Origin of the sequence: Pseudomonas guariconensis, assembly GCF_015680235.1 — a bacterium.
Classification (GTDB): domain Bacteria; phylum Pseudomonadota; class Gammaproteobacteria; order Pseudomonadales; family Pseudomonadaceae; genus Aquipseudomonas; species Aquipseudomonas guariconensis_A.
The window spans coordinates 26,994-48,275 of the sequence record NZ_JADLJL010000037.1; the positions used below are offsets into that span (position 1 = coordinate 26,994).

Annotated in this window: 17 protein-coding genes; 12 read left to right on the top strand and 5 right to left on the bottom strand. The window is 64.5% G+C overall.

Going from position 1 to position 21,282, the window contains the following annotated elements; all coding sequences use genetic code 11:
- Nucleotides 1-232: 232 nt before the first annotated feature.
- A complete protein-coding gene (locus IRZ56_RS19885; protein WP_196146510.1) occupies nt 233-1,063 on the top strand; it encodes an undecaprenyl-diphosphate phosphatase in 831 nt (276 codons plus the stop codon).
- A gap of 1 nt (nt 1,064) precedes the next feature.
- The gene (locus IRZ56_RS19890) at nt 1,065-1,508 is read left to right on the top strand and encodes a DUF1294 domain-containing protein (RefSeq protein ID WP_196146511.1); all 444 of its coding nucleotides are present in this window, start codon (nt 1,065-1,067) and stop codon (nt 1,506-1,508) included.
- 133 nt (nt 1,509-1,641) lie between these two features.
- On the opposite strand, the gene IRZ56_RS19895 is transcribed toward IRZ56_RS19890, so the two are convergent.
- Nucleotides 1,642-1,833: a hypothetical protein gene (locus tag IRZ56_RS19895; protein WP_196146512.1), complete on the bottom strand. Its 192-nt coding sequence runs from the start codon at nt 1,831-1,833 to the stop codon at nt 1,642-1,644.
- A gap of 645 nt (nt 1,834-2,478) precedes the next feature.
- Here IRZ56_RS19895 and IRZ56_RS19900 point away from each other — a divergent pair.
- The 6 genes from IRZ56_RS19900 (at nt 2,479) to IRZ56_RS19925 (ending at nt 6,948) form a co-directional block, all read left to right on the top strand.
- Nucleotides 2,479-3,435: a threonine dehydratase gene (locus IRZ56_RS19900; protein ID WP_196146513.1), complete on the top strand. Its 957-nt coding sequence runs from the start codon at nt 2,479-2,481 to the stop codon at nt 3,433-3,435.
- A 116-nt stretch (nt 3,436-3,551) separates the two neighbouring features.
- Nucleotides 3,552-4,196 carry a LysE family translocator gene (locus IRZ56_RS19905; RefSeq protein ID WP_196146514.1) on the top strand — a complete coding sequence of 215 codons (645 nt, stop codon included), beginning with the start codon at nt 3,552-3,554 and terminating at the stop codon, nt 4,194-4,196.
- A gap of 187 nt (nt 4,197-4,383) precedes the next feature.
- The gene (locus tag IRZ56_RS19910; protein ID WP_196146515.1) at nt 4,384-4,809 is read left to right on the top strand and encodes a YybH family protein; all 426 of its coding nucleotides are present in this window, start codon (nt 4,384-4,386) and stop codon (nt 4,807-4,809) included.
- A 46-nt stretch (nt 4,810-4,855) separates the two neighbouring features.
- On the top strand, nt 4,856-5,200 hold the full coding sequence (locus IRZ56_RS19915; protein ID WP_196146516.1) for a YciI family protein: 345 nt from the start codon (nt 4,856-4,858) through the stop codon (nt 5,198-5,200).
- Nucleotides 5,201-5,218: 18 nt separating this feature from the next.
- Nucleotides 5,219-5,710 carry an SRPBCC family protein gene (locus IRZ56_RS19920; protein WP_196146517.1) on the top strand — a complete coding sequence of 164 codons (492 nt, stop codon included), beginning with the start codon at nt 5,219-5,221 and terminating at the stop codon, nt 5,708-5,710.
- Entirely contained in the window at nt 5,710-6,948 is a 1,239-nt protein-coding gene (locus tag IRZ56_RS19925) for an RNA polymerase sigma factor (RefSeq protein WP_196146518.1), read from the top strand. The genes IRZ56_RS19920 and IRZ56_RS19925 overlap by 1 nt, the downstream gene beginning before the upstream one ends.
- A 225-nt stretch (nt 6,949-7,173) precedes the next feature.
- On the opposite strand, the gene IRZ56_RS19930 is transcribed toward IRZ56_RS19925, so the two are convergent.
- The gene (locus IRZ56_RS19930) at nt 7,174-7,644 is read right to left on the bottom strand and encodes a MaoC family dehydratase (protein ID WP_196146519.1); all 471 of its coding nucleotides are present in this window, start codon (nt 7,642-7,644) and stop codon (nt 7,174-7,176) included.
- A 36-nt stretch (nt 7,645-7,680) separates the two neighbouring features.
- Entirely contained in the window at nt 7,681-8,625 is a 945-nt protein-coding gene (locus IRZ56_RS19935; protein WP_196146520.1) for an alpha/beta hydrolase, read from the bottom strand.
- A gap of 203 nt (nt 8,626-8,828) precedes the next feature.
- Between IRZ56_RS19935 and fadD2 the strand changes: the two genes are divergently transcribed.
- A complete protein-coding gene (gene fadD2, locus IRZ56_RS19940) occupies nt 8,829-10,517 on the top strand; it encodes a long-chain-fatty-acid--CoA ligase FadD2 (protein WP_196146521.1) in 1,689 nt (562 codons plus the stop codon).
- A 384-nt stretch (nt 10,518-10,901) separates the two neighbouring features.
- Nucleotides 10,902-12,599, top strand: coding sequence for a long-chain-fatty-acid--CoA ligase FadD1 (gene fadD1 / locus IRZ56_RS19945; RefSeq protein WP_196146522.1), 1,698 nt, complete (start codon nt 10,902-10,904; stop codon nt 12,597-12,599).
- A gap of 149 nt (nt 12,600-12,748) precedes the next feature.
- Here the strand turns inward: fadD1 and IRZ56_RS19950 are convergent, their stop codons facing one another.
- Both IRZ56_RS19950 and IRZ56_RS19955 read right to left on the bottom strand, forming a co-directional pair.
- A complete protein-coding gene (locus IRZ56_RS19950; RefSeq protein ID WP_196146523.1) occupies nt 12,749-14,056 on the bottom strand; it encodes an NAD(P)/FAD-dependent oxidoreductase in 1,308 nt (435 codons plus the stop codon).
- A 25-nt stretch (nt 14,057-14,081) separates the two neighbouring features.
- Nucleotides 14,082-15,446 (bottom strand): glutamine synthetase family protein, encoded by a 1,365-nt coding sequence (locus tag IRZ56_RS19955; RefSeq protein WP_196146524.1) that lies wholly within the window; start codon nt 15,444-15,446, stop codon nt 14,082-14,084.
- A 526-nt stretch (nt 15,447-15,972) separates the two neighbouring features.
- On the opposite strand from IRZ56_RS19955, the gene hrpA reads away from it, so the two are divergent.
- Both hrpA and IRZ56_RS19965 read left to right on the top strand, forming a co-directional pair.
- Nucleotides 15,973-19,878, top strand: a complete 3,906-nt coding sequence (gene hrpA, locus IRZ56_RS19960; protein ID WP_196146525.1) for an ATP-dependent RNA helicase HrpA — start codon at nt 15,973-15,975, stop codon at nt 19,876-19,878.
- A 219-nt stretch (nt 19,879-20,097) separates the two neighbouring features.
- The gene (locus tag IRZ56_RS19965; RefSeq protein ID WP_196146526.1) at nt 20,098-21,219 is read left to right on the top strand and encodes a beta-ketoacyl-ACP synthase III; all 1,122 of its coding nucleotides are present in this window, start codon (nt 20,098-20,100) and stop codon (nt 21,217-21,219) included.
- Nucleotides 21,220-21,282 lie beyond the last annotated feature (63 nt).

Sequence of the window (21,282 nt, forward strand, 5' to 3'; positions counted from 1 at the left end):
ACTCGACCAAGGGCTAAGTGCCGGGCCAGACGTTTCGTGTCGCATCTGACGCGAGCCATCGACAGGCTGCTCTGATAGGATCTCGGCCGCGCAAGATGAAACCTTTAGGTATCTGGGCCTTTTCCGCTGGCATTGGCCCCGTCGTGGCTGTAAAACGGCCGGGCCTTAGCGGCAACCATATGTAAATCAAGAACAAGGGGCCTGTACGCAGCAGCGCCTCATCGGGGGAACAATGGATTTTTGGAGTGCCTTTCAGGCAATCATCTTAGGGATCGTCGAAGGTTTGACGGAGTTTCTGCCCATCTCCAGCACCGGGCACCAGATCATCGTCGCCGATCTGATCGACTTCGGTGGCGAGCGAGCCATGGCCTTCAACATCATCATCCAGCTCGGCGCGATTCTCGCCGTGGTTTGGGAGTTCCGGCGCAAGATCTTCGACGTGGTGCTGGGGCTGTCCAGCCAGCCGACGGCGCGCCGATTCACGGCTAACCTGCTGATCGCCTTCTTCCCGGCGGTGATTCTGGGCGTGCTGTTCGCCGACCTGATTCACGAATACCTGTTCAACCCGGTCACCGTGGCGGCAGCTTTGGTGGTGGGTGGGGTGATCATGCTGTGGGCTGAGCGTCGCGAGCACCGCATCGAGGTCGATCACGTCGATGACATGCGCTGGAGCCATGCCCTGAAGATCGGTTTCGTGCAGTGCCTGGCGATGATCCCTGGCACCTCGCGCTCCGGCTCTACCATCATCGGTGGCCTGCTGTTCGGGCTGTCGCGTAAGGCAGCGACCGAATTCTCGTTCTTCCTGGCCATGCCGACCATGGTGGGGGCGGCGGTATACTCGGGCTACAAATACCGCGACCTGTTCCAGCCGGGCGACCTGCCGGTGTTCGCGATCGGTTTCGTGGTGTCGTTCATCTTCGCCATGATCGCCGTGCGGGGCCTGCTCAAGTTCATCGCCAACCACAGCTATGCGGCCTTTGCCTGGTATCGCATCGTCTTCGGCCTGTTGATCCTGGCGACCTGGCAGTTCGGCTGGGTCAACTGGGCCACGGCACACGGCTGATATGGCACGCACCCAGACCGCGCCTCGCCGTGGCGGCGAACGCACTCAGGAGGGCGTTCGCAACCTGGGCCTCAAGCTGCTGGTACTTGCCGGACTGTGCCTGCTGCCGCTGGCAGGGGCGGTGCATATGGCCTGGAGCGGGCAGTCCTGGCTGCCCCTGGCGTTGTACCCGGCGGTGAGCCTGGTTAGCCTGATGTTGTATTGGCAAGACAAGCAACAAGCCCGGACCGGAGCCTGGCGCACGCCGGAAAAGGTGCTGCATGCCAGCGAGCTGTGTGGCGGTTGGCCAGGCGCGTTGCTGGCCCAGCAGCTGTTCCGGCATAAGACGCGCAAGGTGTCGTATCAGCTGACATTCTGGGGCATCGTGGCGGTGCACCAGGTGTTCTGGGTTGACCACTTGCTGTTGGATGGGCGCTGGATGGGTGGGGTGCTGGGCGGCCTCTGAGAGGTAGCACGGGCAGGCCCAATCCGCGAGGCAAGTCGCCCCCCAATGACCGACCGGCCTTTGCCTTTGCCTTTGCCTTTGCCTTTGCTTCTGCTTGCGATGCGCGATGGTCCAGGCGCCGCCAAACGCGACGTCAGGAGGCCGGATGCAGGAGCCAGCGGCTTTTGCCTACTTTTGCCCAAGAGCAAAAGTAGGTCGCCGTAAAGGCGAAAAGGTGAGTGAGCGCCGCCATGGCGAATGGATATTTCGCTATTTCAATGCAGTCGATAAATTGTTGGTTTTGACGTAAGCGCAAAGTCCATTTGCGATGGCGACGCTTATTCACCTTTCCGCCCTTACGGCGGGTCACTTTTTGTCAAACGCGACAAAAAGTAACCAAAAAACGCTGGCTCCTGCATCCGGCCCCTGCGCTGCGCTCCGGGGTTCCCTCGCTCCAGCCTTGCTCCGGCGGGGCGCGGCGAAGGGCCATCCATGGCCCTGCGCCGCTTGCCAGGCATCCATGCCTGGCACCCACCTACGCAAGGCTTCCACTCGGCCTCCTGACGTCGCGTTTGGCGGCGCCTGGGCTATCGCGTCTGACGAGCAACAGAAGGGGTAGGATCATGCCTCTGCTGCTGTTGTTGTGAGCAGGATCTTGTGTGAGATCGAACCTTTCGACTGCGCTCTACGCATTGAATAGCGGCTTTGCCTTAATAATTGGGGCCGCTACGCGCCCCATCGCGGCACAAGGCCGCTCCTACAGGATTACGCAAACCTTGCCGCTGGCGGGTTGCCTGAGCGGGCTTGTCCCGCGATAGGGCCGGACCCGATATCACCGTCGCCAGTCGGACCGCCGCACCGCCGCTCCCACAGGGGACCAGCGCTAGCCCCACAGGGCCTGCGCATGGCCTCGTAGGTAAACGTTCTTTGCCAGCGAGCTCCCGTCGGGCTTAGGATCGGTCCACATTTGCCACGATGAAGGATGATCGTCATGTTCGACCTGCCCGCCCTGCGTGAAGCCGCCGCTTTCGTCCACCAGCACGTACCTCCCACCCCGCAGCACGCCTGGCCGCTGTTGGCCGACCGGCTCGGCTGCCAGGTGTGGGTCAAGCACGAGAACCATGCGCCTACCGGGGCCTTCAAAGTACGTGGGGGGTTGGTCTATGTGCGTTCGTTGCTGGCCAGCGGCAAGCCACCACGCGGGCTAGTCACCGCTACCCGTGGCAACCATGGCCAGAGCATGGCCCTGGCGGCGCGCCAGGCCGGGCTGCCGTTGGTGATCGTCGTACCCGAGGGCAACTCGCGGGAGAAGAATGCCGCCATGCGGGCTTTGGGAGCCGAGCTGGTAGAGCATGGCGTCGATTTCGATGTGGCGCGGGAAGAAGCGGCCAGGTTGGCCGAGGCCAAGGGCTATGCCATGGTGCCGTCCTTCCACCCGGAACTGGTGCGGGGCGTGGCCACCTATGCCTTGGAGTTGTTCGAGGCGGTGGGCGACCTGGACTGCGTCTATGTGCCCATCGGCATGGGATCGGGGATTTGCGGCCTGATCCAGGCGCGCAACCTGCTGGGTCTGAAGACCCAGATCGTCGGTGTGGTTTCCAGCGCCGCCGATGCCTACGCCCGGAGCTTCGAGCAGGGCCGCATCGTCACCACCGAAACCGCCGACACTTTTGCCGACGGCATGGCCTGCCGCGTCCCCCATCCCGACGCCTTCGCCCTGGTGCGCGAGCATGCCGCGCGCATCGTGCGGGTCACCGACGAGGAAGTCGCCCAGGCCATGCGCCTCTATCACGAAGCCACCCACAACACCGCCGAAGGTGCCGGGGCCGCAGCCCTGGCCGCATTGATGCAGGAGCGCGCGCTGCAGGCCGGCAAGCGTGTGGCCGTGGTGCTCAGTGGGGCGAACATCGACCGCGAGCGGTATGCGCGTGTATTGATGGGGGCCTGACATGCGCCTGCTGAAATCTTGGAGGTCTTCGAGCAGGCTGCACGGGCCTGACAGCCACGATACAAGCCAGGCACAATGCGCCTCTTCTCGAGCCGTAGCGAATACAGAGTGCCCCCATGCCTTTTTCGAATGGATTCCTTCTGAGCCTGTCCTTGTGCCTGGACATCGGCGTGGCCAACATCGCCATGATCACCCTGGCGATGCGCCGCGGTTTCATGCAGGGCCTCTGGCTGGGCTTGGGCACGTGCGTCGGTGACCTGATCTATGCCGTCGCGGCGTTGGCGGGCATGACCGTGCTGTTGCAGTTCGAGGCGGTGCGCTGGGCCTTGTGGCTGGGCGGCTCGGCGTTGTTGGTATGGTTTGCGCTGAAGATGGCATTGGCGGCCTGGCGTGGCGGGCACCTGGAGGCCCGTGGCCAGGTAGTGATCGAGCCGGCCTGGCGCGAATTCCTGCGGGGAATGTTCCTGGCGATGTCTTCGCCCAGTGCGATTCTCTGGTTCGCCGCGGTGGGCGGCGTGTTGATCTCCCGCTCCGGTGCAGGCGGGCTGCTGGAGGCCGGGTTGTTCCTGGGAGGCTTCTTCACCGCCGGGGTGGTCTGGTGCCTGGGCCTGTGCGGCATCGCCAGCCATGGTGGGCGCTTGCTGGGGGATCGGTTGCTGACCTGGTCGTACCTGTTGTCGGCAGCGATCTTCTGTTACTTCGCGGGGTACGTGATTCTTTCCGGTTACCGCGAATTCATCCTCACCAGCCCAGCGCTATAAGCCAACCCCACGCAGGGTTCCGTGGGCTAGCCCCGCGATCAAGGGCGAAGCCTTTGCCATACAGCCTCGATGGCTACGAAAAAGATTTTCAGCGCGGTGTCGATTTCCCCGATTCCTGTTCGACCAGTCATGAAGGCACCGGCCTCACCCGGTGCCACTCACTCATGAATGATCGGAGGAAACACCGATGAATACCGCAGCCGAAACCGAACTCCGCCAACTGATCGAAGGCTGGATGCAAGCCGTGCGCGACCGTGACCTGGATGCGATCACCGCGCCCTATGCCGACGACATCGTGGCCTTCGATGCCATCCAGGAACTGCAGTTCAAGGGCAAGGCCGCCTACCGCGCACACTGGGAAATGTGCATGAGCTTTTGCACCGGGCCGATGGTCTTCGAGCTCGCCCAGCTGACCGTGCACGCCGACGGCGACCTGGCCCTGGCGCATTGGCTCAACCGCTGCGGCCCGGCGGACAACGAAAGCCAGTGCGGCTTCATGCGCGCCACCGTGGGCTATCGTCGTAGGGGCGGGCAGTGGCAGGTCATCCATGAACACTGGTCGGCGCCCTTCGACATGCAGACCCAGAAGGCCCTGTTCAACCTCAAGCCCTGACACCGCTCATCGGTAATTGCCCGCTACCCCAGCATTGGAGACGACCATGAAATACCTGTGCCTGGTCTATTGTGACGAAGGGCTGCTGCACAGCTTGCCCGACAGCCCCGAAGATGCCGAATGCATGGCCTACGTCGAGTCGTTGCAGGGCTCCGGGCGAATGCTCGCGGCCGAGGCGCTCAAGCCCGTGCAGACTGCCACCACGGTACGCGTGCGGGGCGGGCGCATGAGCCTGACAGACGGCCCGTTCGCCGAGACCAAGGAACAGTTGGCCGGTTTCTACCTGGTCGATGCCCGCGACCTCAACGAGGCGCTGAACATCGCCAAGGGCATCCCGGCGGCGCGGGTCGGCAGTGTGGAAGTGCGACCGGTGCGCGAGCTGCAACCCTGACAACGGAGAACGCGCATAATGAGCCTTGCACAACCAGGCTTGGCCCAGGCACAGCATGAGCTGGCCATCAGCCGCCTGATCGATGCACCGCCTGCCAAGGTGTTCCGCGCCTGGACCGAGCCCCAGTGGCTGAGCCAATGGTGGGGGCCTCACGGCATGACCACCCCCGAGTGCGAGATGCAGCTGTGGGTCGGTGGCCTGTTCCGGACCCTGATGCGGGCGCCCGATGGCGCCGAGTACCCCAACCAGGGTGTGTTTCTGGAGATCATCGCACCGCGGCGGCTGGTATTCACCGATGCGTTCGGCCCCGGTTGGGTGCCGTCGGGCAAGGCCTTCATGACCGCCGTGATGACCTTCGACGATGAGCAGGGCAAGACCCGCTACACCGCCCGGGCCTTGCACTGGAGCGCTGCCGACTGTCGCGCCCATGAAGAAATGGGCTTCTACCAGGGATGGGGCGAAAGCCTGGACCGTCTGGTGGAGGTCGTGACCCAGCGGATGCCGGACTGATGGTCGACGCCGAACGGGTGCGTGGGGAAGTCGAGGCGGTCTACCGCCGCGACTCCCGGCGTATCCTGGCGACCCTGATCCGCCTGCTCGGCGATTTCGACCTGGCCGAAGAGGCGATGCACGACGCTTTCTTCATCGCCGTCGAACGTTGGCAGCGGGACGGCATCCCGGACAACCCCTGGGCCTGGCTGGTCTCCGCCGGCCGTTTCAAGGCCATCGACGCCTTGCGCAGGCGGACCCGCTTCGACCGTTCCCAGGCTGACCTGATCATGCTTCTGGAGGGGGAGGGGCAAGACCCCAGCGAGGAGGAACTGCTGGTGGACGACCGTCTGCGTCTGATCTTCACCTGTTGCCACCCGGCCCTTGCCGCCGACGCCCAGGTCCCGCTGACCCTACGCGAAGTATGCGACCTGACCACCGAGCAGATCGCCCGGGCCTTCCTGCAAAGCCCGGCGACCATCGCCCAGCGCATCGTTCGCGCCAAGGCCAAGATCCGCGATGCGCGCATTCCCTACCAGGTCCCGGCCCTGGGCGAGCTGCCCGAGCGCCTGGAAAACGTGTTGCGGGTGGTGTACCTGGTGTTCAACGAAGGTTACTCCGGGTCCTCCGGCGAGGACTTGGTGCAGCGCGAATTGTGCGACGAGGCGATTCGCCTGGGGCGCTTGATCGCCCAGCTGTTGCCCGATGCCGAGGTGCTCGGGCTGTTGGCGTTGATGCTGCTGCAGGCGTCGCGCTTGCATGCCCGCACCGATGCGGCCGGGGAGCTGGTGCTGCTCGACCGTCAGGACCGCAGCCTGTGGGACCGTGCGCAGATCGACGAAGGCTGCCAATTGGTGCAGCAGGCGCTGCGCAGCCGACAGTTCGGTGCCTACACCGTACAGGCGGCCATCGCTGCGGTGCATGCCGAGGCGCCCAGTGCCGAGCAGACCGACTGGGCCGAAATCGTCGGGCTATACGATGTGTTGCAACGGCACTGGCCATCAGCGGTGGTCGAGCTGAACCGGGCGGTGGCACTGGCCAAACGGGATGGGGCGAGGGCCGGGTTGCAGGCGATCGAGGCGATCCTGGGGCGGGGCGAGCTGCTTGACTACCACCTGGCCCATGCCGCGCGGGCCGAGTTACATCGGCAATTGGGGCAGGATGAGCAGGCCCGAGGCGCCTGGCGCCAGGCGCTGGCGCTTACCCGGCAAGGGCCGGAACGGCGTCATATCGAGCGGTGTCTGCGCGAGTTGGGGTGAGCACCGAGCAGGCTCAAGGCGGTGTGGGAGCAACTGTCTTGAGTCGCTTGCCCAGGCCCTATCGCTGGCAAGCCAGCTCTCATGGAACAACGCATAACTATTTGATTTTCGGGCCTTGTGGGAGCGGGCTTGCCCCGCGATTGGGCCGGGCCCGATATCGCCGTCGCCTGGCAAGGGCTTCGCCCTTGATCGCGGGACAAGCCCGCTCCCACAGGTGGCGCCGTCTCAGCTGGCGACGAAATTCGGCGGGGTGACCAGTTCGACGGTCTGCTGCTTGCGCGGCGCGAGGATCTCGGCCACGCCTTCGACGACCAGCTCGTCGTTCTGGTTGTACACATTGGTGGCGATGCGCACCTTGAACTTGGGCAGCTTCTCGAGGATTTCCAGGCGCACGGTCAGGGTGTCGCCGATCTTCACCGGCTTCTGGAAGCTCATCTGCTGGCCCAAATAGATGGTCCCAGGGCCCGGCAGGGTGCAGGCCACCGCGGCGCTTATCAGGGCACCACTGAACATGCCATGGGCGATGCGTTCGCGGAACATGCTCTTGGCCGCGAACTCGGCATCCAGGTGCACCGGGTTGTGGTCACCGGACATCGCGGCGAACAGCTGGATGTCGCGTTCCTGCACGGACTTTTCATAGCTGGCTTTCTGCCCGACTTCGAGGGCTTCGTAGGGCGTGTTGGTGACCTGGGTCATCGGGGCTTCCTTAGAGGGCGGACGAGAAAGTGTACATCATTCACTGCGGGCAGGGCGGCCAAGGGCCAGGGCCTGCTCCAGCCAGCCGAGGATATCGGCGGTGACCTCGTCGCGGTTGGTTTCGTTGAGCAATTCGTGCCGGGCCTCGGGGTACAGGCGCAGTTGCACGTGCCGGTTGCCGGTCGCGCGCAGGGCGTCGGCCAGACCTTTCAGACGCTTGCCGGCACTGACCGGATCACATTCGCCGCCAATGACCAGGATCGGCAGGTTCGGGTCGATCTGCGCTAGGTTCTTCGGCTGGCTGATCTGCGCCAGGCCCTGGAGCAGATCGATCCACAGTTGGTTGCAGCAGCGAAAGCCGCACAGGGGGTCGGCAATGTACTGATCGACTTCATCCGCGTCGCGGCTGAGCCAGTCGAAGGCGGTGCGGTTGGGCTTGAAGGCCTTGTTGAACGAGCCGAACGACAGCCAGTCGATCAGCCCGCTCTTGCCCAGAGGGCCTTGGCGCCAGGCTTCGGCGCGGGCCACCAGGGTCGCGGTGCGGTACAGCAGCGGTGGCTGGAAATTCGAGCCACTGAGCACCGCGCCATGCAGGCTGCCACTATGGTGCATCAGGTACGCCTGGGCGATGTAGCTGCCCATGCTGTGGCCGAACAGGAACAACGGCGTACCCGGAAACTGCTGGCCGATGTGCTGGGCGAGCAGGCCCAGGTCATTGACCACGGTGGCCCAGCCATGGTGACGGGCGAACAGGCCCAGGCAGCCCAGCTCGGCGGTACGGCCATGGCCACGCAGGTCCGGGGCGAGCAGCGCGAAACCCGCATCCGCCAGGGCATGGCCCAGGCGCCGGTAGCGACCGGCATGCTCGGCCATGCCGTGGGCCAGCAGCACCACGGCCTTGACCGGGGTGGCCGGCAACCACTGGTGGACATAGAGGCTGCAATGCTCGCTGGCAGGCAGCCAGAAGGCGTCATGGGGCATGGAAGGTCCTTTGCACACGGCTTCGAGACAGTGTATGCGCAATGGTGCCGATTGCAGGACGGCAACAAATAAGATTCACAATGTTAATAGCGGCACTTGGCTTGTATGCCACCTGCGTCTTACCTGCTAACGTCGGTTCAACACCCTTTTGCACGCAAGGGCAAAAGAGGTAGGGACAGCTTCGGGCAGAGGAACAACTATAAATGCAAGCCGAATTCTGGAACGACAAGCGCCCGGCGGGCGTGCCTTCCACCCTCGATATCAATGCCTACCAATCCGTGGTCGATGTCTTCGAGCGCTCCTGCAAGCGTTTCGCCGACCGCCCGGCCTTCAGCAACCTGGGCGTGACCCTCAGCTATGCCGACCTCGACCGCCAGTGCGCGGCATTCGCGGCCTGGTTGCAGCAGCACACCGACCTCGTCCCAGGCGATCGCATCGCGGTGCAGATGCCCAACGTCCTGCAATACCCGATCGCCGTATTCGGTGCGATGCGCGCCGGCCTGATCGTGGTCAACACCAACCCGCTCTATACCGCCCGTGAGATGCGCCACCAGTTCAAGGACTCCGGCGCCCGCGCCCTGGTGTACCTGAACATGTTCGGCCAGCGCGTGCAGGAGGTGCTCGGCGATACCGATATCCAGTACCTGATCGAGGCGAAGATGGGCGACCTGCTCCCTACCGCCAAGGGCTGGTTGGTCAACACCGTGGTCGACAAGTTGAAGAAGATGGTCCCGACCTACAGCCTGCCCCAGGCCGTGTCGTTCAAGCAGGTGGTGCGCCAGGGCCGCGGCCTGTCGCCCAGGCCGGTGGCGCTGGCGCTCGATGACATCGCCGTGCTGCAGTACACCGGTGGCACCACTGGCCTTGCCAAGGGCGCCATGCTCACCCATGGCAACCTGGTCGCGAACATGCTGCAGGTGCTGGCCTGCTTCGCCCAGCACGGCCCCGACGGCCAGCGGCTGATCAAGGACGGCCAGGAGGTGATGATCGCGCCGCTGCCGCTGTACCACATCTATGCCTTCACAGCGAACTGCATGTGCATGATGGTCACCGGCAACCATAACGTGCTGATCACCAACCCCCGCGACATCCCAGGCTTCATCAAGGAGCTGGGCAAGTGGCGGTTCACCGCGCTGTTGGGGTTGAACACGCTGTTCGTCGCGCTGATGGACCACCCCGGTTTCAAGGCTCTGGATTTCTCCGCCCTCAAGGTCACCAACTCAGGCGGTACGGCGTTGGTGAAGGCCACCGCCGAACGTTGGGAGCAACTGACGGGCTGTCGCATCGTCGAGGGCTATGGCCTGACCGAAACCTCTCCGGTGGCCAGTACCAACCCCTATGGCGAGCTCGCGCGCCTGGGCACCGTGGGCATCCCGGTGCCGGGCACAGCCTTCAAGGTCATCGATGACCAGGGCAATGAGCTGCCCCTGGGCGAGCGGGGCGAGCTGTGCATCAAGGGGCCGCAGGTCATGAAAGGTTACTGGCAGCAGCCTGACGCCACCGCTGCCACCCTGGATGCCGAGGGTTGGCTGAAAACAGGCGATATCGCCGTGATCGACCCCGACGGTTTTACCCGTATCGTCGATCGCAAGAAGGACATGATCATCGTCTCGGGTTTCAACGTGTACCCCAACGAGATCGAGGACGTTGTCATGGGGCATCCGAAGGTCGCCAACTGCGCAGCCATCGGCGTGCCGGACGAACGTTCCGGCGAGGCGGTCAAGCTGTTCGTGGTGCCCCGGGAGGGCGGGCTGGATGTCGAGGAGCTCAAGGCGTTCTGCAAGGCCAACTTCACAGGCTACAAGGTGCCCAAGCACATCGTGCTGCGCGATTCGTTGCCCATGACCCCGGTGGGCAAGATCCTGCGCCGCGAGCTGCGTGATATCGCCTGAATGCCCGCGTAGTAGCCTGTCAGGCAAGCTGTTTGTGACACACAGAGGGGCTGCCAGGCAGCCCATCGCGGGGCAAGCCCGCTCCTGCAGGGACTGCGCCACTGGATGATGGGCATGATCCTGTAGGAGCGGGCGCGACGCTCTAGCCTGCCGGTTTCGGCCTGAATTGCGACGTTTTGGTTAAATACTCTAAAAATGACCTGTATAGTTCTTTGAGTCATTTTTGTGACCGATTGGGCCGATTCGGGCTCTAGTCGACCCTTTGCAAAGCTGTTACTCTCGGCGCGCTTTCGGATGATCCGGTTTGCAATGAGCCGTCATCTCATATCAATAATAAACGCACAATGCGTGACGAATTGGCTGTTGCTGAAGGAGCGGGCTTCCATGATCGAAAATTTTTGGAAGGATAAGTACCCAGCCGGAATTACGGCTCAAATCAATCCTGACGAATTCCCCAATATCCAGGCGGTACTCAAGCAATCCTGCCAACGCTTTGCCGACAAACCGGCCTTTAGCAACCTGGGCAAGACCCTCACCTACGGTGAGCTCTATACGCTTTCGGGCGCTTTCGCCGCCTGGCTGCAACAGCATACCGACCTCAAGCCCGGCGACCGCATCGCCGTGCAACTGCCCAACGTCCTGCAATACCCCGTGGCCGTGTTCGGTGCCATGCGCGCCGGCCTGATCGTGGTCAACACCAACCCGCTGTATACCGCGCGGGAAATGGAGCACCAGTTCAACGACTCCGGCGCCAAGGCCTTGGTATGCCTGGCCAACATGGCCCACCTCGCCGAGAAGGTGGTGCCCAAGACCCAGGTCAAGCATGTGATCGTCACCGAGGTGGCCGACCTGCTGCCGCCGCTCAAGCGCCTGTTGATCAACAGCGTGATCAAGTACGTGAAGAAGATGGTGCCGGCCTACAGCCTGCCGGGCGCCGTGCGCTTCAACGATGCCTTGGCCCTGGGCAAGGGGGGCGCGGTGACCGAGGCCAACCCACAGCCTAACGACGTCGCGGTGCTGCAGTATACCGGCGGTACCACGGGGGTTGCCAAGGGTGCCATGCTGACCCACCGCAACCTGGTGGCCAATATGCTGCAATGCCGGGCGCTGATGGGTTCGAACCTGCATGAGGGTTGCGAGATCCTCATCACCCCGCTGCCGCTGTACCACATCTATGCGTTTACCTTCCATTGCATGGCCATGATGCTGATTGGCAACCACAACGTGCTGATCAGCAACCCGCGTGACCTGTCGGCGATGGTCAAGGAGTTGGGCAAGTGGAAGTTCAGCGGCTTCGTCGGGCTCAACACCCTGTTCGTCGCCTTGTGCAACAACGACGCGTTCCGCGCCCTGGACTTCTCGGCACTGAAAATCACCCTCTCTGGCGGTATGGCCTTGCAGTTGAGCGTGGCCGAGCGCTGGAAGGCGGTGACCGGTTGCGCCATCTGCGAAGGCTACGGCATGACCGAAACCAGCCCGGTGGCGGCGGTCAACCCGGCCGAGGCCAACCAGGTTGGCACCATCGGCATTCCGGTGCCTTCCACCCTGTGCAAGGTCATCGATGACAGCGGCCGCGAGCTGGGCCTGGGCGAGGTCGGCGAGCTGTGCGTCAAGGGCCCGCAGGTCATGAAAGGCTACTGGCAGCGCGAGGACGCCACCGCCGAGATCCTCGACCAGGACGGTTGGTTGAAGACCGGCGACATCGCCGTGATCCAGCCGGACGGCTACATGCGCATCGTCGATCGCAAGAAGGACATGATCCTGGTGTCCGGCTTCAACGTGTACCCCAACGAACTCGAAGACGTGCTGGCCGGCTTGCCGGGCGTGCTGCAGTGCGCGGCGATCGGCGTGCCGGACGAGAAGTCGGGCGAAGTGATCAAGGTGTTCATCGTGGTCAAGCCGGGCATGACCCTGACCAAGGAGCAGGTGATGGAGCACATGCGCGCCAACGTCACGGGCTACAAGGTGCCACGCTACATCGAGTTCCGCGATGCGCTGCCGACCACCAACGTCGGCAAGATCCTGCGTCGCGAGCTGCGTGATGAAGAGCTGAAGAAACAGGGCCTGAAGAAGATCGCCTGACTCACTGTCGACGCGCATCCCTGGAGCGGCCTTGTGCCGCGAAGGGCTGCAAGGCAGCCCCGGCTTTTTCAGTCATCGCTGATGAGGCTCGGGGCCGCCTTGCGGCCCTTTCGCGGCACAAGGTCGCTCCTACAAAGGCCTGCGCGCACTCAGCGCAGTTTCTCGAGCATCCCGTAGTACCACATCCCCGCCGCCAACAGCGGATTGCCCAGCAAGTCCCCCATCGGCACCTTGATGTGCTTGCACGCCGCGAAGGTGTCGAATTTCTCCAGGGTCCCGGTCAAGGCCTCGGCCATGATTTCGCCCATGATATGGCTGGTGGCGATGCCATGCCCTGAATAGCCCTGGCAATACCAGACGTTGTCCGACAGCTTGCCGAGCTGCGGGATACGGTTGACCACGATGCCCATGGCGCAGCTCCACTTGAACTCGATCGGCACGCCCTTGAGTGCGGGGAAGGTGCGCTCGATGCATGGGCGCAGTTCGCCTTCGATGTCCCGCGAATCCTTGCCCGAGTAGTTGGCGCCGCCGCCGAACAGCAGGCGTTTGTCCGCCGTCAGGCGGTAGTAGTCGAGGACGAAGCGGCAGTCGTACACCGCCAGGTCCTGAGGGTTGATCTGCTCGGCCAGCTCACCCAGCGGTGCGGTGGTGACGATGCCGCCCATGGCCGGGAAGATCTTCCCCTTGAGCTGGCGCTTTTCCAGCTTGTGGTAGACATCGCCTGCCAGCAGCACCTGGCGTGCCTCGATGCGGCCTTGGGCGGTGACCACCGCCGGGCGCGGGCCATGGATGATCTCCAGCACTTCGGAGTTCTCGTAGACCAGCGCACCCAGCGAATGGGCGGCGCGAGCCTCGCCCATGCACAGATTGAGCGGGTGCAAGTGCAGGTTGCGGCGGTTCTTCAAGGCGCCCAGGTACAGCGGGCTCTGCAGGTGCTGGCCGACCGCGGCGCGATCGAGCAGTTGCACCTGCTCGCCCATTCCCCGGCGCACTGCCTCGTCGTAGCTGGCCTGCAGCTCGTTCATGTGTGACGGCTTCATCGCCGCATGCAGGTGGCCGCGCTTGAGGTCGCAGTCGATACCGTAACGCGCCACGCGCTGCTCGATGATCTGGTGCCCGCGCCAGCGCAGGTGCCAGATGAAATCGTCCACCTCGCTGCCCAGGCGGTTGCGCATCTGCGTGCGCATGGCCTCGTCGCCCGAGAGGCTGCCGGTGACCTGGCCGCCGTTGCGCCCGCTGGCGCCCCAACCGATCCGGTTGGTTTCGACGATGGCCACCTTCAAGCCCCGCTCGGCCAGTTCCACTGCCGTGGCGACCCCGGTGAAGCCGCCGCCAATGATGGCCACGTCGACCTGCTCGGTGCCGGTGAGCGTCGGATATGCGGTCGGGTCGTTGAGCGTGGCGCTGTAGTAGGACGGCGCCCGTTGCGCCGCCAGGGTGTTCGATGCTGCGTTCATGTCGATTCCTTCAAACGGATGAGGCTCATGCCTGGTGCAGGTACCAGCGCCAGTCTTGCTCGCCGACTTCGGCCATGAACTGGCGATATTCGGCGCGCTTGACCTTCAGGTAGACCCCGAGGAAGGCTTCGCCCAGGGCCTCCCGGGCCCAGGTCGAATGCTCCAGGGCATCGAGGGCGGTCAGCCACTCGGTGGGCAGGTGCTCCTTGGCCTGGGCATAGCCGTTGCCTTGCACCGGCGCACCGGGGTCGAGCTGCTCGCGCACGCCCCGGTGGGCGGCGGCGAGAATGGCCGCGGCGGCCAGGTACGGGTTGGCATCGGCGCCGCAGATGCGGTGCTCCACATGCCGGCTGTTGGCCGGCCCGCCGGGTACGCGCAGGCTCACGGTTCGGTTGTCCACGCCCCAGGTCGGTGCCAGCGGCGCATAGCTGTTGGCCTGAAAGCGCCGGTAGGAGTTGGCGTTGGGGCAGAACAACAGCAACGATTCGCGCAGGTGGCGCAGCATGCCGCCGACCGCCTGGCGCAGCAGCGGGGTGCCGGCCGGATCACTGCTGGCGAATAGGTTGTTGCCTTCGGCATCAGCCAGGCTCAAATGCATGTGCATGCCGGTGCCGGCCAGGTGGGCGAAGGGTTTGGCCATGAAGCAGGCCTGCATGCCATGCGCATTGGCGATGCCCTTGACCAGGCGCTTGTAGCGCACGGCCTGGTCCATGGCTTGCAAGGCATGGCCATGTTCCAGGGTGATTTCCACTTGGCCGGGGGCATACTCGGAAATCGCCGTGCGCGCCGGAATACCCTGGGCCTTGCAGGCGGCATAGAGGTCGGCGAGGAAAGGTTCGATCTGCTCGAGCTCACGCAGCCCGTACACCTGGGTGGCGTGTGGGCGACCGCCGTCGCTGTCCAGTGCCGGTTGCGGGCGGCCCTGGGCGTCGCGTCGCTGGTCGAGCAGGTAGAACTCCAGCTCGCAGGCCATCACCGGGTGGTAGCCGTCGGCCTCGAGCGCTTCGAGGGTGCGCAGCAAGACATGACGCGGGTCCGCCACGCTGGCCGGCAGGCCCTCGCTGGGGTGCATGCTCACCTGCACGGCGGCGGTCGGCACGCGCCGCCAGGGCAGGCGTACCAGGCTGCCTTCAAGCGGGTAGGCGCGGCAGTCGATATCGCCCACGTCCCAGACCAGGCCGGAGTCTTCCACGTCCTCGCCATTGAGGGTCAGGCCTAGGATGGTGCTGGGCAGGGGACGACCGCTTTCATACACCGCCAGCAGCTCGTCGCGGTGCAACAGCTTGCCGCGGGGCACGCCGTTGGCGTCGAGGATGAACAGCTCGAACAGTTCGATATCAGGGTTGTCGGCCAGGAAGCGTCTGGCCTGGTCGGGGTTGGCAAAGTGCATGATGTTCGCTCGCGCCCGCAGGCGCACAGGACCGCCGCATACAGGGGGCGGGTCGTACCGGGAAACCGGCCGAACGTGGCCGGGACGGGTCAGTGAGGCGCGAACGAAGTATCCGGCGGGCGTGCGTGGCGGCAGTGCCACAGGGCCCAGAAGGCGAGGATGACATGTACCAGCGGGTTTTCGCCGGCGCGCGCCTTGGCCTTGGGGAGAGCCGGGTGCGCATTGCTCGAGGGGCGGGTCATGCCTGGATACTCACATGGGGCGTAAGGTTGATTAAAGCAGTGAATGGCAATGTTCATTCCATGGCTGACTAAACATTTCAGGGAATGGCGCAAATGCTGTAGGAGCGGCCTTGCGCCGCGAAAGGGGTACGAAGCCGGGGCATAGATCGAGAGGGCCGCTTCGCGACACAAAGCCCACAGGGGCGGCAGCACAGACAGCAAAGCGGTCGCAAATCTGCGACAATCGCGCATCTTCGAATGCCGATCATGAAAAAGCAGGCTCACCTGCATCACCAAAAAGCCCCATGACAGACCACTCAATCGACCAACTCCTGAAGAACCTCGACCACGCCATGATCGCCGACCGCCATCGGCTGCGGCGCCAATTGCACGAGCTGCGCAAGCGCCCCGACGAGGCGAAGCAGGCCTTGTGGGTGGAAAAGGTCCAGGCGTCCTGCGCCCAGGTCGTGGCCCGCCAGCAGAGCGTGCCGAGCATCCGCTACGACGACAGCCTGCCCATCGCGGCCAAGCGCGACGAGATCAAGAAGGCCCTGGCCGAGCACCAGGTGCTGGTGATCGCCGGCGAGACCGGCTCGGGGAAGACCACCCAGTTGCCGAAGATCTGCCTGGAGATGGGGCGCGGCCGCCATGGCCTGATCGCCCACACCCAGCCACGCCGGATCGCCGCGCGCAGCGTGGCGGCGCGGGTGGCGGAAGAACTGGGCACGCCTTTGGGTGGGCTGATCGGCTACCAGGTACGCTTCGAGGACCAGAGCGATGCCGGTACCCTGGTCAAGCTGATGACCGACGGCATCCTGCTGGCCGAGACCCAGCACGACCGCTTCCTCGAACGCTACGACACGATCATCGTCGACGAAGCCCACGAGCGCAGCCTGAACATCGACTTCCTGCTCGGCTACCTGAAGACCCTGCTGCACCGTCGCCCGGACCTGAAGCTGATCATCACCTCGGCGACCATCGACCTGGAGCGCTTCTCCAAGCATTTCGACGGCGCGCCGATCATCGAAGTGTCGGGCCGTACCTTCCCGGTGGACACCTGGTACCGGCCGCTGACCAGCGAGCAGGACGAGGAGGGCAACCGTGTCGAGGACGACCTCACTGTCGACCAGGCGATCCTCGCCACCCTGGACGAGCTGGCCCATCACGAGCGCAGCGAGGGCAAGGGCCCCGGCGACGTGCTGGTGTTCCTGCCGGGCGAGCGGGAGATCCGTGACGCTGCCGAGATCCTGCGCAAGGCCCAGCTGCGTCACACCGAGATCCTGCCGCTGTATGCGCGCCTGACGCCGGCCGAGCAGCAGAAGATCTTCCAGCCTCATACCGGGCGCCGGGTAGTACTGGCCACCAACGTTGCCGAAACCTCCCTCACCGTTCCGGGCATCCGCTACGTGATCGACACCGGCACCGCGCGCATCAGCCGCTACAGCTACCGGGCCAAGGTCCAGCGCCTGCCTATCGAGGCCGTGTCCCAGGCCAGTGCCAACCAGCGCAAAGGCCGGTGCGGGCGGGTCGAGCCGGGCATTTGCGTGCGCCTGTACAGCGAAGAGGACTTCAACGCCCGACCGGCGTTCACCGACCCCGAGATCCTGCGCACCAACCTGGCAGCGGTGATCCTGCAGATGCTGCACCTGCGCCTGGGCGCGATCGATGCCTTCCCGTTCATCGAACCGCCGGATGGCAAGGCCATCAGCGATGGCTTCAACCTGTTGCAAGAGCTCTCGGCGGTCAATCGCGAGAATCAGCTGACCCCGCTGGGCCGCCAGCTGGCCCGCCTGCCGATCGACCCACGCCTGGGCCGCATGCTGCTCGAAGGCGCCCGTCAAGGCAGCCTGCAGGAGGTGCTGATCGTCGCCAGTGCCCTGTCGGTGCAGGACCCGCGCGAGCGCCCACCGGAGCGTCAGCAAGCGGCCGACCAGGCCCATGCGCAGTGGAAGGACACCGACTCCGATTTCGCCGCCCTGGTCAACCTCTGGCGGGGGTTCGAGGAGCAGCGCCAGGCCTTGACCGCCAACCCGCTGCGCAACTGGTGCCGCAAGCACTTCCTCAGCTACCTGCGCCTGCGTGAATGGCGCGATGCCCACCGCCAGCTCTCGCTGATCTGCCGCGACCTGCAATTGGCGGTCAACAAGGAGCCGGCGGACTTCCCACGCATGCACAAGGCCATCCTCAGTGGCCTGTTGAGCCAGATCGGCCACAAGACCGAGGACGGTGACTACCAGGGCGCGCGTCAGCGGCGTTTCTGGGTTCACCCGTCCTCTGGCATCGGCCGCAAGCGCCCACAGTGGGTGATGGCCGCGGAGCTTGTGGAAACCACCAAGCTCTATGCGCGCATGGTGGCCAAGATCGAACCGGACTGGATCGAGCCGCTGGCCACCCACCTGGTCAAGAAGAACCATTTCGAGCCGCACTGGGAGAAGAAGCGCGGCCAGGTGGTGGCCTATGAACAGATCACCCTGTATGGCCTGATCCTGGTCGGCCGCCGGCCGGTGCACTTCGGCCCGATCGACCCGGTGGTGTCGCGCGAGCTGTTCATCCGCGACGGCCTGGTGGGCGCTGAGATCCAGTCGCGGGCCAAGTGCCTGTCCGCCAACAAGCGCCTGCTCGAGCAGCTCGACGAGCTGGAGGCCAAGGCCCGGCGGCGTGACATCCTGGCCGATGAGGAAACCCTGTACGCCTTCTACGAGGCGCGCCTGCCGGCAGAAATCCACCAGACCGCGACCTTCGACAGCTGGTACCGGGTCAACAGCCAGAAGGACCCGAACCTGCTGATCATGCGCGAAGAGGACGTGCTGGCCCGCGAGGCCAGCGAAGTGACTGCCGCGCAATACCCAGACAGCCTGCAAGTGGGGGATCTGCGCCTGCCGTTGACCTATCACTTCGAGCCAGGCCACCCCCGTGACGGCGTTACCGTGCGCGTGCCGGCACCGCTGCTGCCGAGCCTGCCAGGCGAGCGCCTGGAGTGGCTGGTACCCGGCCTGCTCGAGGCCAAGTGCGTGGCGCTGGTGCGCAACCTGCCCAAGGCCCTGCGCAAGAACTTCGTGCCGGTGCCCGATTTCGTCAAGGCGGCCCTGGCGCGCATGAGCTTCGGCCAGGGCGCCTTGCCCCAGGCCCTGGGCCAGGAACTGCTGCGCATGACCGGTGCCCGGGTGCCGGACGACGCCTGGGCCGAAGCGGCCGGGCTGGTGGAAGGGCACCTGCGCATGAACATCGAGGTGGTCGATGGCCAGGGCAAGTTCCTCGGCGAAGGCCGCGACCTGGCCGAGCTGACCGCCCGTTTCGCCGCCGCGAGCCAGGCTGCGCTGGCCATGCCGCGTAATGAAAAAGCCGAGCAGCCGGTGCAGGCCAAGGCATTCGCCGAGGTGGCGCAGACCGCCCAGCAGAAGATCGCAGGGCTGTCGCTGACGGTGTACCCAGCGCTGGTGGAAGAGGCCGGGGCAGTGCGCGAAGGGCGTTTCTCGACCCAGGCCGAAGCCGAATTCCAGCACCGCCGCGCGCTGCAGCGGTTGCTGCTGCAACAGCTGGCCGAGCCTGCGAAGTTCCTGCGTGGCAAGCTGCCGGGGTTGACCGAGCTGGGCCTGCTGTACCGCGAGCTGGGCCGGGTCGAGGCGCTGGTGGAGGATATCCTCCTGGCCAGCCTGGACAGCTGCATCCTCGAAGGCGAGGCGCCCTTGCCGCGTGATGGCGCAGCGCTCGCCGGGCTGGCCGAGCGCAAGCGCGGCAGCTGGGCCGAGCATGCCGAGCGCCTGGCCCGCCAGACTCTGGAAGTGCTCAAGCTGTGGCATGGCTTGCAGAAGCGTTTCAAGGGCAAGATCGACCTGAGCCAGGCGGTCGCGCTGAACGACATCAAGCAGCAACTCGCCAACCTGGTATACCCAGGTTTCGTGCGCGAGACGCCCGCGGCTTGGTTCAAGGAGTTGCCGCGCTATCTCAAGGCGGTGGAGCTGCGCCTGGAGAAGCTCGGTTCGCAGGTACAGAAAGACCGGGTGTGGAGCGGCGAGCTGGCCAACTTGTGGGCCCAGTACAAGGCCCGCGCCGACAAGCATGCCCAGGAGGGCAAGCGGGACGAACAGCTCACGGTGTACCGTTGGTGGCTGGAGGAATACCGGGTGTCGTTGTTCGCCCAGCAGTTGGGCACCAAGGTGCCGGTTTCCGACAAACGTTTGGCCAAACAGTGGGCTCAGGTGGAAGCCTAAACCTGGGGAGATGTGGCAAACTTGCGGGAATTTGGGCCGCTGTGCGGCCCATCGCGGGACAAGCCCGCTCCTATAGGGATAGCGTCCTATTCTGTGGGAGGGGGTGTGCCCCGTGATCGAGGGCGCAGCCCTCGTACATAAATTGGTACTAAAGTGCCATTATGTTGCCTTTTTCCCGGCCAGCGCTGCGTGCGATGGCCTCTGACCAGAGGAACGACCGTGCATAACGTCGTGATCAGCGGCACAGGCCTGTATACCCCGGCCCAGAGTATTTCCAACGAAGAACTGGTGGCGTCCTTCAACACTTGGGCGCAGCAGTACAACCACGACAACGCTGCCGCCATCGAGCGCGGCGAGCTGGAGGCAGCGCCGCTGTCCGATGCTGCCTTCATCGAGAAGGCTTCCGGTATCAAGAGCCGCTTCGTCATGGACAAGGCCGGCATCCTCGACCCGCAGCGCATGAAGCCGCGCCTGCCGGAGCGTTCCAACGACGAGCCGTCGATCCTCTGCGAAATGGCCGTGGCCGCTGCCCGCCAGGCACTGGAACGCGCAGGCCGTACCGCTGCCGACGTAGACGGGGTGATCGTCGCTTGTTCCAACCTGCAGCGCCCGTACCCGGCCATTTCCATCGAAGTGCAGCAAGCGCTGGGCATCCAGGGCTTTGCCTTCGACATGAACGTGGCCTGCTCCTCGGCCACCTTCGGCATCCAGACCGCCGCCAACAGCGTGCAACTGGGCCAGGCCCGGGCGGTGCTGATGGTCAACCCGGAGATCTGCACCGGCCATTTGAACTTCCGGGACCGCGACAGCCACTTCATCTTCGGCGATGCCGCCACCGCGGTACTGGTCGAGCGTGCCGACCAGGCCACCTCGGCGCATCAGTTCGAAATCGTCAGTACCAAGCTGCTGACCCAGTTCTCCAACAACATCCGCAACAACTTCGGCTTCCTCAACCGCGCGGCGGAGGAGGGCATCGGTGCGCCGGACAAACTGTTCGTCCAGGAAGGTCGCAAGGTGTTCCGCGAGGTCTGCCCGATGGTCGCTGAACTGATCGGCGAACACCTGGGTGAGAACGGCCTGCAGCCGACCGACGTCAAGCGCTTCTGGCTGCACCAGGCGAATCTGAGCATGAACCACCTGATCGTCAAGAAGCTGGTGGGGCGCGAGGTGGCCGAGGAAGATGCACCGGTGATCCTGGACCGTTATGCCAACACCAGTTCGGCGGGGTCGGTAATCGCCTTCCACCTGTACCAAGATGACCTGCCCAAGGGCGCGTTGGGCGTGCTGAGCTCGTTTGGTGCGGGGTATTCGATCGGTAGCGTGATCCTGCGCAAGCGCTGATTCGGCGTATAGCCTGTACCGGCCCCATCGCCGGCAAGCCGGCTCCCACACTATTGCTGTGGG

What these genes read in the sequence shown, in the direction of transcription:
- IRZ56_RS19910 (WP_196146515.1), top strand. Translation starts at nt 4,384, where the DNA reads ATGAATACCGCAGCCGAAACCGAACTCCGCCAACTGATCGAAGGCTGG.
- IRZ56_RS19885 (WP_196146510.1), top strand. Translation starts at nt 233, where the DNA reads ATGGATTTTTGGAGTGCCTTTCAGGCAATCATCTTAGGGATCGTCGAA.
- IRZ56_RS19905 (WP_196146514.1), top strand. Translation starts at nt 3,552, where the DNA reads ATGCCTTTTTCGAATGGATTCCTTCTGAGCCTGTCCTTGTGCCTGGAC.
- fadD1 (WP_196146522.1), top strand. Translation starts at nt 10,902, where the DNA reads ATGATCGAAAATTTTTGGAAGGATAAGTACCCAGCCGGAATTACGGCT.
- fadD2 (WP_196146521.1), top strand. Translation starts at nt 8,829, where the DNA reads ATGCAAGCCGAATTCTGGAACGACAAGCGCCCGGCGGGCGTGCCTTCC.
- IRZ56_RS19900 (WP_196146513.1), top strand. Translation starts at nt 2,479, where the DNA reads ATGTTCGACCTGCCCGCCCTGCGTGAAGCCGCCGCTTTCGTCCACCAG.
- IRZ56_RS19955 (WP_196146524.1), bottom strand. Translation starts at nt 15,446, where the DNA reads ATGCACTTTGCCAACCCCGACCAGGCCAGACGCTTCCTGGCCGACAAC.
- IRZ56_RS19930 (WP_196146519.1), bottom strand. Translation starts at nt 7,644, where the DNA reads ATGACCCAGGTCACCAACACGCCCTACGAAGCCCTCGAAGTCGGGCAG.
- IRZ56_RS19890 (WP_196146511.1), top strand. Translation starts at nt 1,065, where the DNA reads ATGGCACGCACCCAGACCGCGCCTCGCCGTGGCGGCGAACGCACTCAG.
- IRZ56_RS19915 (WP_196146516.1), top strand. Translation starts at nt 4,856, where the DNA reads ATGAAATACCTGTGCCTGGTCTATTGTGACGAAGGGCTGCTGCACAGC.
- IRZ56_RS19950 (WP_196146523.1), bottom strand. Translation starts at nt 14,056, where the DNA reads ATGAACGCAGCATCGAACACCCTGGCGGCGCAACGGGCGCCGTCCTAC.
- IRZ56_RS19920 (WP_196146517.1), top strand. Translation starts at nt 5,219, where the DNA reads ATGAGCCTTGCACAACCAGGCTTGGCCCAGGCACAGCATGAGCTGGCC.
- IRZ56_RS19935 (WP_196146520.1), bottom strand. Translation starts at nt 8,625, where the DNA reads ATGCCCCATGACGCCTTCTGGCTGCCTGCCAGCGAGCATTGCAGCCTC.
- IRZ56_RS19925 (WP_196146518.1), top strand. Translation starts at nt 5,710, where the DNA reads ATGGTCGACGCCGAACGGGTGCGTGGGGAAGTCGAGGCGGTCTACCGC.
- hrpA (WP_196146525.1), top strand. Translation starts at nt 15,973, where the DNA reads ATGACAGACCACTCAATCGACCAACTCCTGAAGAACCTCGACCACGCC.